Source organism: Romboutsia sp. 1001713B170131_170501_G6, assembly GCF_015668195.1.
In the GTDB taxonomy this organism is placed as follows: Bacteria; Bacillota; Clostridia; order Peptostreptococcales; family Peptostreptococcaceae; genus Romboutsia_C.
Map to the genome: position 1 here is coordinate 1 of NZ_JADPFC010000002.1, position 13,540 is coordinate 13,540.

Annotated in this window: 12 protein-coding genes; 1 reads left to right on the forward strand and 11 read right to left on the reverse strand. The window is 26.5% G+C overall.

The genetic code is table 11. The annotated features are described in order from the left end of the window. Positions 1-247: 247 nt before the first annotated feature. Positions 248-934 (reverse strand): GntR family transcriptional regulator, encoded by a 687-nt coding sequence (locus I4U89_RS05655; protein ID WP_195939258.1) that lies wholly within the window; start codon positions 932-934, stop codon positions 248-250. Between the two features lie 311 nt (positions 935-1,245). After that, positions 1,246-3,093 (reverse strand): sensor histidine kinase, encoded by a 1,848-nt coding sequence (locus I4U89_RS05660; RefSeq protein WP_195939260.1) that lies wholly within the window; start codon positions 3,091-3,093, stop codon positions 1,246-1,248. A 160-nt stretch (positions 3,094-3,253) separates the two neighbouring features. Here I4U89_RS05660 and I4U89_RS05665 point away from each other — a divergent pair, with 160 nt between their 5' ends. Next, positions 3,254-3,433: a hypothetical protein gene (locus I4U89_RS05665; protein WP_195939262.1), complete on the forward strand. Its 180-nt coding sequence runs from the start codon at positions 3,254-3,256 to the stop codon at positions 3,431-3,433. A gap of 109 nt (positions 3,434-3,542) precedes the next feature. Here the strand turns inward: I4U89_RS05665 and I4U89_RS05670 are convergent, their stop codons facing one another. From I4U89_RS05670 to I4U89_RS05710, 9 genes are all read right to left on the reverse strand, one after another. After that, positions 3,543-4,097, reverse strand: a complete 555-nt coding sequence (locus I4U89_RS05670) for an NAD(P)H-dependent oxidoreductase (protein WP_195939264.1) — start codon at positions 4,095-4,097, stop codon at positions 3,543-3,545. 146 nt (positions 4,098-4,243) lie between these two features. Next, complete coding sequence (locus tag I4U89_RS05675; RefSeq protein WP_195939266.1) at positions 4,244-6,691, reverse strand: cell wall-binding repeat-containing protein; 2,448 nt, start codon at positions 6,689-6,691, stop codon at positions 4,244-4,246. A gap of 125 nt (positions 6,692-6,816) precedes the next feature. Beyond that, complete coding sequence (locus I4U89_RS05680) at positions 6,817-7,284, reverse strand: HugZ family pyridoxamine 5'-phosphate oxidase (protein WP_195939267.1); 468 nt, start codon at positions 7,282-7,284, stop codon at positions 6,817-6,819. A 17-nt stretch (positions 7,285-7,301) separates the two neighbouring features. After that, complete coding sequence (locus I4U89_RS05685; RefSeq protein WP_195939269.1) at positions 7,302-8,510, reverse strand: nitrogenase component 1; 1,209 nt, start codon at positions 8,508-8,510, stop codon at positions 7,302-7,304. Beyond that, positions 8,497-9,786 (reverse strand): nitrogenase component 1, encoded by a 1,290-nt coding sequence (locus I4U89_RS05690; RefSeq protein ID WP_195939271.1) that lies wholly within the window; start codon positions 9,784-9,786, stop codon positions 8,497-8,499. The genes I4U89_RS05685 and I4U89_RS05690 overlap by 14 nt, the downstream gene beginning before the upstream one ends. 74 nt (positions 9,787-9,860) lie before the next feature. Further along, entirely contained in the window at positions 9,861-10,658 is a 798-nt protein-coding gene (locus tag I4U89_RS05695; protein WP_195939273.1) for an ABC transporter ATP-binding protein, read from the reverse strand. Continuing rightward, positions 10,658-11,641: a FecCD family ABC transporter permease gene (locus I4U89_RS05700; protein ID WP_195939275.1), complete on the reverse strand. Its 984-nt coding sequence runs from the start codon at positions 11,639-11,641 to the stop codon at positions 10,658-10,660. The genes I4U89_RS05695 and I4U89_RS05700 overlap by 1 nt, the downstream gene beginning before the upstream one ends. Before the next feature lie 2 nt (positions 11,642-11,643). Then, a complete protein-coding gene (locus tag I4U89_RS05705) occupies positions 11,644-12,549 on the reverse strand; it encodes an ABC transporter substrate-binding protein (protein WP_195939277.1) in 906 nt (301 codons plus the stop codon). A gap of 78 nt (positions 12,550-12,627) precedes the next feature. After that, positions 12,628-13,374 (reverse strand): nucleotide-binding protein, encoded by a 747-nt coding sequence (locus I4U89_RS05710; RefSeq protein WP_195939278.1) that lies wholly within the window; start codon positions 13,372-13,374, stop codon positions 12,628-12,630. Positions 13,375-13,540 lie beyond the last annotated feature (166 nt).

A 13,540-nucleotide genomic window follows, 5' to 3' on the forward strand; every position in this document is an offset into this window, starting at 1 on the left:
CTGTTCCACCTGTCACTACAACTACTTTATCTTTTAAATCAACATTAAATGGTAATTTCATGTTATTGCCTCCCCTTTAATCTTCTATACTTGTATACTAGCATATACTACCTAGGAAAACAATATCTTTTTCATTTTTTTATAAAATATTTTATATTCCGTTTATTTTCTACATAAAATAATTATTTTTTACTAAATTTATTATATTCTTAGTATATAAAAAATAAGTATCTGTAATTACAGATACTTATTTAAAATAAAGACTTACATCATCATTGTTTTTTATTAATTCTCTCCATTCTTTAGCTGGTGATACTATGTGTTTTTGTATATAATCATCTATCTTATCTACTTCTTTGTTTTTTATTATGTTTAGCATTTCTTCATGTTGACTTATTATTTTACTTCTATTAGTCTTCATTTCAGATAGTAATCTCATTCTATTGTAATGAGTACTTATGTTCATTATACTATCCCATATGTTTATTTTATTACATCCTAAAAATATTAACCTATGAAATTTTTTATCTAAATTATGAAATTCTATTTCTTTTCCTTCTATATCACATAATAGCTTTTGTGCAAATAGATTTTTTTCTAATTCTATAAATAAATCCTCTGGAAAATATTCACAAGCTTCTTTTAAAACTTCTTTTTCTATAGTAGATCTCATAAATATAGCTTCATCTATTATCTTACTATCCATTAAAGAAACATAAGTACCTGATTGGGGTTTAACCTCTATCAAATGCTCATTTTTTAATTTCATTAAAACTTCTCTAATAGGTGTTCTTGATATATTTAGTTTTTCTGATAAGTCAGACTCGCTAAGTAGCTCTCCCGGTTTTAGTTCTAAAGACATTATATTGTCTTTTAATATTCTATATGCATATTCTTTACCCGTTTCTTTGTATTTTTTTTCGTAAAGTATCATCATTTCCTCCAATTTGTTACTTTTTATAATGTTGTATATTAGTATATTAGTAAATTTATAATATAAACTAAAAGAATTATAAGACTGTTAGATAAAATTTTGCCATAATTATAGATTATTGACAAAAATAAAATAATCTCCCACTTTTATTGTAGCAACTATATGATGATAATACTATATAATTCTTTATAAAATATAAATAAATTTTATTTTCGCAGAATTTTAGCTAAAGATTCTACGAAAATAAAATTAATACTTAGTTAATTTTTTAATTATAATTAATAAAAATTAATACATACTCTACTACATGTCTATCTTACAGAAGTATATATATCAGAAAACTCTATATCTATATTTTCTACATATTTATTATATTTAAATACATTCTTACTTACATGCTTTTCTTCACATAACCTTATTGGTATAACTATTTTAAACTCACTTCCTACCTTTTCTTCACTATCTACTTTTATAGTACCTCCATGTAAATCCACTAAAGATTTAACTATTGATAATCCTATACCACTTCCTTCACTAGGTTTTGTTATTCTATTATTTACCTGCTTAAATAAGGTAAATACATCTTCTAGTTTATCCTTTGGTATACCTATTCCACTATCTTTAACACTCATATTTAAATTTTTATCATCTATATCTAATTTTACGTGTATAATTCCATTTTCTGTATTGTATTTTATTGCATTAGATAGTAGGTTTAATATAATTCTATCCATTTTTTCTAAGTCAAATGCCATTATTTTTTCTTCTACATTTGTATCAAATATTAATTTTATCCCTTCTTCTTTTGCATAGCTTTGTACAGAATCACATATATTTTCTATAAACTCTACTATATTATAATTTTGTGGATTATATTCTAGACATCCTGCATTTAGCCTTGTACTATCAATTAAATTATTTACCATTTTTAATAACCTATAGCTATTTTGTCTTATTATATTTGTATATTTTTTATATTCTTCATCATGATTATTTCGCTTTGCAATAGCTTCCATTAACTGTATAGAGCTAAATATAAGATTTAATGGTGTCTTAAATTCATGAGATAAATTAGCAAAAAACTCCATTCTAAGGCTTTCAAATTCAAGTTCTGCTTCTTTTCTATGAGATATATCTCGAGATATTCCAAGTACTCCAGATACAACTTTGTTACTATCTAACATTGGTACCTTTACAGTTTCAAAATATCTAACTCTTCCATCATCTGATATAGATGAATTATTAGATATAAACTTACTTTTAGTTTTCATTATATTTTCTTCTTCTATTTCATATTTCTTTATTTTATCATAAGGTGTATTTATATCTTTTTCAGTTTTTCCTATAATATCTTCTTTAGTCATATTTCTATTTTCTGCAAATACTTTATTACAATGTCTAAATACTCCATGTTTGTCTTTTAAAAATATACTATCTGGAATATTATCACTAATTAAATTTAACATTTTAATAGCTGACAATTGATTACTATATTCAATACTTTCTATAACATCTAAGCATATTCCTATAGTTCCTAATATTTCTTTATTCTCATTTTTTATAAGTTTTATAAATCCATTATAAAATTTTCCATCAAAAGAAAATAGCCCATGTTCAAATTCTTTATTTTGTTTAAGAAGACTTTTCTCTCCTTTTGAGAATAATTTTGCTATTTCCTCTGGATATATCTCTTCATCTGTTTTTCCTATTATATTTTCAATTGTTGTGTGTTTATCTTCTGTTATACTCCTATTTGTGTATACATATCTGCCATCTCTATCTTTTAGCCATATAATGCCACCTAATTCATTTATAAGTTCTTTTATATTTTTATCTATATCAATTTTTCTTTTAAACCATATTACATATCTATTTTCTGATATTTTTATTATCTCTATTTCATAAAATGACTTTATATCTTTTATATATACTTTTTTAATTTCATTTTCTATATTCCTATCTATCTCTAGAAAAGCTTCCTTGTATCCTATATTGTTAATACTATAAATATTTCCTTTAATTATCTTATCCCCTATTAATTCATTAAATTTTTTATTTATATCTAATACTTTTATTTCATTTATTTCATCCATTTCTATACATAGGTACGGTATAGGAATGTAAGAAATCATTTTCAAGTATTCTTCTGTATTTAACATAATTTTCCCTCCGCTAGACATTCTCCTATGATAAATTATAGTATATTTTATATTAAAATGGTATTTTTATATTTTTTTTGTTTAAAATTTCTAAATAGTGTGTATATATAAAACATAATAATTTCAAATTATTTTAAATATAAATTAGGAGGATATGATTATGATAAGAGTTTGTTCAGCATGTTCTGGAATGAGTATAGATGATTTAAGAGATGCTTTACTAGGTAGAGAAGTTGAAAATGAATGTATAGGTGAATGTGGTGCTGAGTTTACAGCATACGTAGGAGATGATTTAATAACAGCATCTTCATTAGACGATTTTGTTAACCAAGCTAAATAAGTAAAATAGTTACAAAACCTCTAAAAAATAAATTTCCCTTTAATAAAAAAGCTATCTTGTTTATAGATAGCTTTTTTGTACTTTAAAATAAATATATAAATAACTTTTATTATTTGAAGTAGCTTTCAAATAAATCTTCTTTTTCTTTATCTTCTACATTTAAATTTATGTATTTCATATTTTCCATGCCACAAACTTCTAATGTTCCTTTTATTATTACTGTTTCTATTGGGTTATCTAATTTATCTTTTAGGTAGCTTGTATTTGATTCTGATGTAGTTATAACCATACCTGATTTTATATTAGTTAAAAGCCCCTTTGTTTTATTATCTTCTTCACTAAATGCAAAGTTTTTTATAAATACTTTATCAAAAAAACCTTTTAGTATTGCAGGTACATTGTTAAACCAAACTGGAAATACTAAGATCATCTCATCACTATCTCTTATACTTTGTTGATATTTTTTAACTAATTCATCATCAGTCTTACCTTCATTATATAACATTTCTTCTTTTTCAGTCATTACAGGATTAAAGTTATCTTTATACAAATCTATTATTTCATATTCTGCTTTGTTTTCAATTAGTTTTTTTGATAATTTTTCTACGATTTTTTTACTAAAAGATTTTTCACTTGGACTTGCTACTATTATTGTAGTTTTCATAAAATACATCCTTTCTTTCTTTATATGTACTTAGTATAAATAATATATTAATTTTATATTCATACAATATAAATATGTATCATAAATAGATATACAAAAAAATAGAGCGAAAGATTTTTTAATCTTACACTCTATTTTTTAATAATTTATTTTATTACATTTATACATTCATTAACTATAGATTTGTCCATACCACCTACTTGTATAAGCTTTGTAGCATTTTTTATTACTGATTTATCAGTATTGTTATGAACTAATACAACAGGATAATTTTTAGCAAGTGGAGATACTGTTAATGCATCTACTAATGTATATCCTTTTGATAAATAAAACTCATTAGTATTAGGATAAAACTTTTCTATAACTAGCTTGTTAGTAGCAAATCTATCACTTCCTCCAAGTCTAGTTGCTTTTGTTTTATTTACTATATTGTTACTCATTGATACACTAGATCCTATAACATAAGTATCCTTGTTATTAGTGTTAAATGGTATATCTTTTCCATTTGTTAGTATTATTGGTACTCCATCACGACTTGCAATTGGAGATACACTCATAGCATCAGGTTCACCTTTATACCCATTTACTAAAAATACTTTATCTATATTTGGATTTATTCTTTTTATTTCATTTGCAACCTTATAGCTTGTTTCTTCTCTGCTATTTCCAGAAAGTCTTATAACTTCTTTTCCTTGTGCTTTTAAATCACTTTCTATTTTTGGTGATATAACACTAGTTCCACCTATTAAATATACTTTATTAACTCCATTTAGTCTTATTTTTGTTTCATCTGGCATAGAATCTACTTTAGTTAAAAGTATTGGTGATTTAGTTATTCCTGATAACCCACTTGCACTAAGCCCATCTGCTAATGTTTTATCTCCATTGACAAGTATTGCACTAGTATAGTTTTGGTTATCAGATATCATAGCTGCTGTTTCATACCTGTCACTTCCTATTATAGTATCTAGTATTACTTTATCCTTTTGATTATTTATAATATTTACATCATTTTTGTTTACATATCCTTTAAATGTATAGTCATAACTTCCTGGTATAGGATTACTTACATTAGATGGAGTTATTCTATCAGGATTTATTTCAATATTTGAATTTCTATCATCAGATATTAAAACTACTTTACCTTTATCTGATGTGTATAATCTATTTCCACTTTTATCATTTATATTTGATGATTTGTTAAGCATTCCTATTTTATATCTATTATAGTCATTACCTAAATCTCTAGATGATAATTCTACATCCATTTCATTCATATAACTTGATGCCTTTTCTGACCAATATGGATCTGATGCATATCTAACATTACACCCAATTTCTTTATTACCAAGATTGCTTCCATTATATTTCCAACTATTTGGATTTAAATATTCATTAGACATCCATTCTTTTGCAAACTCATCTATACAATTTTCAATACTTTTAAAATAATTTGCATTATTAGGATTACTATCTTTTGCATTTATTCCAAATATATTATTTTTTTGCTTAGCTAAAGTAGATGTTCCCTTAGCTGATTCATTCATAGCTATCCCAACCATAACTGATGCATTTACCCCATATTTATTTTGAGCTTTTATAAAATATTTTCCTGTATTTCTAAGAACGCTGTCACTTGGTGTTTTAGCTTTAAAATACTCATTTATATCATTAGCATCATAAGAACTTTTACTTCTACCTGGTAAATATTGATAGTAGTTATAGTATGGCTCATTAGGATTTACTGCATTGTTATGATTATTTTCTTTTGCATCACTTATAAGTTTATTTATATCATCATAAAAATAATTTCCATCATAACTATAGTACTGTACTTCATTTTTCATAAATGAAGGTTCTTGTCCTATTGTTCTATAAGTTCCTGTATTTCCTTGTACATTCGAGCTTATATAATGGCTTAGCCTCCCATTTACACTTTTATAGTAGCTTAAATTTTTAGCTTGATTTATAGGAAGTACTACTATATTTGTACCTTTATCATCTTGCTTTTTAATCCATCCGCTAAATCCAGCAACTTCTATCTTTGCCATAGTTTCAGTTTCTTCTATAACAGGAACATCTTCTATATATCCATGATTTATATATGTGTATTCATTAGTATCATTTGCATTTTTGTATAGCTTTACAGTATAGTTTATAGAATTTTCAGATATACCATCTCCCAATTTTACAATACGGCCTATAGAATTTGTACTATATACTACTAAACCTTCTTTGTTTATAACTGATGGTATTATATTTTCATTAGCGTACTCACTTTGTATATTTTTAGCTATATTTACAGCTTCATCATAAGTATTAGCTTCTTTATAAAATATATATTTTCCATCTTGGTTAGCTAATGCTACTTCATAGTTTGAATTAGTTTTGTTTTTTAGGTACTTGAAATTATTAAGTTCTTCTATATCCTGTTTAACTTCTGTAGGCATTTCTGACATATAATTAGATAGGCTATTAGATTTTGGATTTGGCTTTGTATATGTTTCATATTCATTTGAGTTAGCATAAGAAAGACTCCCCATCATTAATCCACTTATTACTAACGACAAATATACACTTTTCTTTAATTTCATACATTTCCTCCCCTGTTTTTTGTATATATGTTAAATTATAGCATAAATATTTTATATACTCAAAGTAAGTCCTATAATGTTATAAAATAAAACACTTAGCATTATATAATGCTAAGTGTTTTTTACTATTTATTCTTATGTTCTATTTCTGTTACTTGAACTAATTCATATTCATCATTTTTTATATACACATCAAAAGCTTGACCAAATCCTTTTACTAATCTTCCTCTTTTTATATTTAACTTAAATATATCAAAATCTAAAGTTTTTAATACCATCATCATAGAGGAATCATGTACTTCATCAAACTTATTGTATATAGCCTCATCTGCATTTTCTAATTTAGTAGCTTCACATTCAAATGATACTCTTTTTCTTGCAAATATAGTTTTACAGTCTTTTTCATCTTCTATTATCATAGCTGAACAATTTTTATTATTTGTTAAGTTGTAATAGTGATTTGCTGCTCTACTTAAGTATACGTATATATCTTTATTTATCATAACAAATGGTGCATAACTTATTTCTGGTAATTTATTTTCATTTAATGAACTTATCATTAAGCTTTTTTGGTTGTTTATTATATTTTCCATGTGAAATTCTCTCCTGTCTATAAATTTATGTTAAGTATATGTTCTATCATATATACACATCCTCTAAATCCTATATAAGGTGTATATGGGTATATATTTATTTTGCTTAAATTTGGATTACTTACTTGTAACTTAATCTTAGCGTTGCTTTTCATGTCTAAGCTTGGTCCATCTCCAAATAATCCTAGAAGTTGTGTATTTTTTAGATATTTCATTCTATCTAATTCACTTCCTGTAGAAACTAAATCTTCTTCACTGTCTATTTTATGTAGCACTTCTTTTCTATCTACATCTAAATTTAATTCACTAAGCATATCACTTATTCCAGCTACAGTATCATAATCTCCAAATATGGCACATTTTTTACTTTCTTTGTAGAAGAAGAACTTACGCTTTACACTAAACATATTATTTTTAACAAAGCTTATTTCTTTGTTGTATAATTCTTTGTCTAGTTCATATCCTTCTATTTCATTTACTGCTTCTACAAATTCCATAGTATTTTTAAGACCATATAAACTTTTATATACATATGGTATGTTGTACTTTTCTTTCATATATTTAGCAGCTTTTAGTCCTTCTTTTCTAACTACTATGTTAAGAGATGCTTTTGCTGCGTTTTCTATGTCTTCTATAGAAGTATCACAAGTAAACATTGTATTTAAGTCTTTATTAAATAGCTCTTTCATAATTCTTTTTAATTCATAGCTATCACTTAAGAAGTTATATTTATCTATGTTATATCCTATAATGTTGTACTTATTTATATCTTTAGTGTTGTCTTTAGTTATTTCTTTTACTAATAACTCTAATGTATTTTCAACACCTATGTTGTAGTCGTCCTTAAGCCCACCTGTAGTTATAGGTATTAATTTTGCTTTTACTTTATCTTTAAGTACTCTACATACACTTTTAATATCTGCACCTATTATAGATGATATAGATGATGCCATTACAAATATGTATTTAGGCTTTATATTTTCATCTAATTCTATTATTGCATTTTCAAGTCTATCGTACTTTCCAAATGTAACATCACTTTGATCCATATGAGTTGAATATATTTTTGCTCTTTCTTCTCCATTTAAGCTTCCTATTACCTCTATTGAGTAGTGTGTTGTTCCTGCTGGACCAAATTCTATAACACATGCATTATTTATTGATGATAGTGTCCAGATTGTTCCCATTCTATCATTTGCTACGGGGAAATATTTACATACCTGCATACATCATTCCTCCCATTTTGCTAGTTTCTAATTCATATAATTTTATTAAGTCTTTCATCATATCTATAGGTAGTTCATATCCTATTTTTTGTGCATGAGAGTCTAATGTTATTTGCATTAACCCTTTTTCTCTAAGTATTATAGGGCTTTCATGACCTATATATACATCTGCTCCTATTGTTTCATATAAATGTCTAAGTGGTGCTATATTTGCTATTCTACTTATGTATGGGTTATATCCTTTTTTAGATATATTTTCCTTGTACTTTATATCTTGTTCATATAACTCTCTAATTTGTACAAACACTGGTATCATACCTAAATCACTTAAAAAGTCTACAGTTTCAAAAGCCATCATAGGTGTATTTCCATATATAAGTTTTTTTCCATTTAAAATATCACTACACTTTCTAAAAAGCTCATCATATTCATTTATCTTATCTTCTAATTTATTTAATAAATCTACATTTAATAATTCTTCTAATCTCTTGTAGTTTTTATATATTGTACTTTTATCCATATGCTTATCAAAGTATATATAGTCTATATCAAACTTTTTCTTCATAGCTTTAGCTAAATCTAGTGCTATCATATCTGTTACTATATTTACCTTTGATTTTGATGCATTTTTTATAGCTTCTATATCGCACTTTGATGGTATCACAGTATTAATGTTAACTCCTTCGCTTTTTAATAGTTTCACAAGTTCTGTAGATTCAACATTTTCTTGCCTATGTCCTAGTATGTTAATTCCTTCTTTTTCTTTTGATTTTTTCATACAAGTACTTAGTGCTTTTAAGCTTCTAGACATTCCTGGTATATGAGAGTTACACTTAAAATGTTCTGTGTTTACTACAAATATAGGTACATCAACTTCACCATCTAAGCTATATTCTATTGAAGAATAATCTTCTCCTATAAGCTCTGGTACACAAGTTGTTACTATCATTATTGCATCAGGTTCTTCTATTTCTATTATTTGTTTTATAGCTTCTTCTACCTTTTTTTGCCCACCAAATACTATATCTTTGTCTTTTAAAACTACTGAATAAACACTATCATTTCCTTTTTGTCTATGATATGCAAAGTTTTTAGTGTAGTAAGTACATTCACTAGTTCCTACTACAACTAGTGGCATATTTTTTATATAACTTGCAGTAAGGGCTACCCCAAATAATGGACAATGTGTCCCTGGAAATATTGCATGAGATAAGCTTTTTATATCTTTATCTTCATTTATTTCATCTAATCTATTTAAAATATCTAAAGTATACATACTTCTCCTTTTATTATGTAAATTTTAATTTTAACTTTTTATTATATTTGCTGACATATTTTAAATTACTAGCTTTAAGAAACTAGTTTTTGTGCCTTTATAGTTTTTATAGGGTGTATTCTAGGTTTATTACTTTGTGGATCATTATCTATATCACACTCTATTTTATAAACTTTTTTTATAACATCCTTATTTACAACATCATTTGGTCTACCATCACTTATAATTTGACCATCTTTCATAATTATAAGCCTATCGCTATACTTACTAGCCTGGTTTAACTCATGTAGTACCATTACTATTGTTATTTTAAACTTTTCATTTATTTCTCTAACTAACTCCATAAGCTCTAGTTGATATGATATATCTAAATATGTAGTAGGCTCATCAAGAAGTAGTATATCTGGCTTTTGACATAGCGCTTGTGCAATATAGGCCCTTTGTCTTTCTCCTCCAGATAATGCCCCTATTGGAGTATTTTTATATTTACTAAGGCCTGTATTTTCTATTGCCCAATCTACTATTTCTTTATCATTATTTGTCTTAGTTTCAAACCATTTTTTGTGAGGGATTCTTCCAAAATAAACAAGTTCTTCAACTGTTAAATCCATAGGTGCATTGTTGTGTTGAGATAATAAGCACACCTTTTGAGCTATTAATTTTCCCTTTAAGTCTTTTATTTTTTTCCCTTCTAAAAAAACTTCTCCACTTAAAGGTTTTATCATCCTAGATAAACTCTTTAATAAAGTTGATTTTCCACATCCATTTGGACCTATTATGGATACAACTTCTCCTTTATTTATTTCTAAGTTTAAATTTTTTATTATAACTTTATCTTCATATCCAACTTTTAAATTACTAGCACTTATCATTAATAATCTCCTCTCTTTCTTAGTAAGTATAAGAAAAACGGACCTCCAACTATAGACATAATAACTCCAACTGGTATTTCTATAGCTCCACCTATAGTTCTTCCTAAAGTATCTGCAACTAATAATACTATACTTCCTAGTACCATACTAAAAGGTATAGTATATTTATGATCACTTCCCATAATCATTCTAGAAATATGTGGAACAATAAGTCCAACAAAGCTTATAACTCCTACAACTGATGTTGATATAGCAGCTAAAAATACTGCTACACCTGAAATTAATAGTCTAGTTAAGTTAACATTAAATCCAAGATTTGTTGCTGCTTCATCTCCAAGTTGTAAAACATTAGCACTTCTTATAAGAAGTAGTGATACTATAAGTGCTATTATAGAATATCCAAATAACATATTAACATCTACCCAAGTCTTAGTAGCTAAGCTTCCATTTAACCAAAGCATAGCACTTTGTATCCTATCACTATACATTGTTGATAAAAATGATATTATCCCACCTAGTATAGTATTTACAGCAACCCCTGCTAATACTATTCTTCCTGGCTTTATTCCATTTTTATAAGCCATTAAAAATACTAATATACATGCTATAGCACCACCTACAAATGCAACTATAGGTAGTATATTCGTATACTTTGGAGCTAATAAAAGTATTATAATAGCAGCTACACTAGCACCTGTTGATACTCCTGTTATACCAGGGTCTGCTAGTGGATTTTTCATAACTGATTGAAGTAATATCCCTGCTACTGCTAAATTTGCTCCAACTAATGCTGCTAGTATATTTCTTGGTAGCCTCATTTTATAGACAATAGTAGTTACTACTTTATTATCATCATTTATAAGAGCTTTAATTATTTCATTAAAACTTAAATCTACACTACCTATAGTAGAAAGCAGTACTAAAAGTACTGCTAACATTATAAAACTTATACCTATAGTTAAATATTTTTTATTTAGCTTCATACCTAGTTACCGTATAATGTGTTTCCTAAAGTTTTTATAGCTTCTTTTACTTGTAGGTTTGCAGATACATTAAATATAGCAGGGTCTAAATCTATTACTTTTCCATTTTTATATGCATCTAACTCTTTGTATGCTGGATTTTTATCAAAAGCATCATCAAAAGATTTTTTAGTTTCTTCTATATTTCCATGTGCAAATCTAAGTATATAATCAGGATTTTCTTTTATTATTTGCTCTAAACTAAATTGAACATAAGGTGAACTCATATCTCCCTCTAATTTATTAGTTATATTTTCTGCTCCAACAGTTTTTGCTAAATCCCCTAAGTAAGAAGTTTCTGTAGCTAACATGAAGTTTTCACCACCACCAAATATTATTGCTACTGTTGGTGCTTTTTCACTTTTATTAGCTGTAGCTTCTTTTTCAACTTCTTTTAATTCCTTTATTACTTTAGTTGCTTCTTCTTCTTTATTTATTTTTTTTCCTAACTCTTCAATACTTTTTACAAATTCTGTATATGTTCCTGTATTAAAGTAGAAAGTATTTAAATCATACTCTTTCATACTATCTTTTACATTTTCTTTAAACATACTATCCATTACAAATACATCAGGCTCTAGTGATGCTACTATTTCTAAATCAGGATTCATTGCTTGACCTACTTCTGGTAATCCTTTAAACTTTTCTGGTATTTCCATTTTAGTTGTAGGTATTCCTATAACCTTTGCATCTAATTTATCTAATACTTGTGTAGCTGAAACTGTCGCAGCTACTACGTCTAACTCCTCAACTTGAGCACCTTTAACGGCTGTATCACTTTCTTTTTCACTTTGACTGCTATTATTAGTGCAACCTGTTATAAATAATGCTGATACTAAAAATACTGATGCTAATTTTCTAAATTTCATAATATTTCCTCCATTTTGTCTTAATTTTATATTTAATGTGTTTATTTTTATAAGCTAAATTGCTGTTTTACAGGCTAGTTATTCACTAACTATTTTTCTAGCCAAATCCATATATATACTTGACATCTCGCTCTCTTTATCTTTTTCTATAACTGTTTTTCCATCATTTTCAGATATTTGAACTATTTGATTTCTAGGTATATAGTGAAAAACATTACTATTTATTTCATTACATAAATTTTCTACTAATTCAACTTCACCATCTACATTTTTAGCATTTAATATAATACCTTTTAATGATGCATATCCTCTACTTTTAAATTGATTAACTGCTGTAGATATATTACTTGCTGCATACATAGACATCATCTCACCAGATGTTACTATATAAACATCCTTAGCGTATCCATTTCTTATTGGCATTGAAAATCCTCCACATACAACATCTCCAAGTACGTCGTATATGACTATATCTGGCTTATAAATTTCAAAAGCCTCTAATTCTTCTAACTTTTCAAAAGCTGCTATTATACCTCTACCAGCACATCCAACACCAGGAGTTGGTCCTCCGGCTTCAACACAAAGCACTCCATTATATCCTTCAAATACAATATCTTTAAGGTCTATATCATCACCTTTTTCATTCATTACATCTAATACTGTAGGTATAAACTTTCCTTTCATTAGATTTTTAGTTGAATCTGCTTTTGGGTCACACCCTATTTGCATTACCTTATATCCTAATTGTGAAAGGGCCGCTGATAAATTCGACGTTGTCGTAGATTTACCTATGCCTCCTTTACCATATATAGCTATTTTTCTCATTGACTTTCTCCTCATTTTAATAGATAATATTGATGATATTGATTATCATTTACTCTTTAAGTATATTATAAAAATCTATATAGTTCTTTAATTATATTTACTATTTTTATAAATATTTTCAGTTTAAAATGATTTCAATTATAAATTTTAAATTTAAAATAATTTG

What these genes read in the sequence shown, in the direction of transcription:
- I4U89_RS05680 (WP_195939267.1), bottom strand. Translation starts at nt 7,284, where the DNA reads ATGGAAAATATAATAAACAACCAAAAAAGCTTAATGATAAGTTCATTA.
- I4U89_RS05660 (WP_195939260.1), bottom strand. Translation starts at nt 3,093, where the DNA reads ATGTTAAATACAGAAGAATACTTGAAAATGATTTCTTACATTCCTATA.
- I4U89_RS05700 (WP_195939275.1), bottom strand. Translation starts at nt 11,641, where the DNA reads ATGAAGCTAAATAAAAAATATTTAACTATAGGTATAAGTTTTATAATG.
- I4U89_RS05710 (WP_195939278.1), bottom strand. Translation starts at nt 13,374, where the DNA reads ATGAGAAAAATAGCTATATATGGTAAAGGAGGCATAGGTAAATCTACG.
- I4U89_RS05655 (WP_195939258.1), bottom strand. Translation starts at nt 934, where the DNA reads ATGATACTTTACGAAAAAAAATACAAAGAAACGGGTAAAGAATATGCA.
- I4U89_RS05665 (WP_195939262.1), top strand. Translation starts at nt 3,254, where the DNA reads ATGATAAGAGTTTGTTCAGCATGTTCTGGAATGAGTATAGATGATTTA.
- I4U89_RS05675 (WP_195939266.1), bottom strand. Translation starts at nt 6,691, where the DNA reads ATGAAATTAAAGAAAAGTGTATATTTGTCGTTAGTAATAAGTGGATTA.
- I4U89_RS05670 (WP_195939264.1), bottom strand. Translation starts at nt 4,097, where the DNA reads ATGAAAACTACAATAATAGTAGCAAGTCCAAGTGAAAAATCTTTTAGT.
- I4U89_RS05685 (WP_195939269.1), bottom strand. Translation starts at nt 8,510, where the DNA reads ATGCAGGTATGTAAATATTTCCCCGTAGCAAATGATAGAATGGGAACA.
- I4U89_RS05690 (WP_195939271.1), bottom strand. Translation starts at nt 9,786, where the DNA reads ATGTATACTTTAGATATTTTAAATAGATTAGATGAAATAAATGAAGAT.
- I4U89_RS05695 (WP_195939273.1), bottom strand. Translation starts at nt 10,658, where the DNA reads ATGATAAGTGCTAGTAATTTAAAAGTTGGATATGAAGATAAAGTTATA.
- I4U89_RS05705 (WP_195939277.1), bottom strand. Translation starts at nt 12,549, where the DNA reads ATGAAATTTAGAAAATTAGCATCAGTATTTTTAGTATCAGCATTATTT.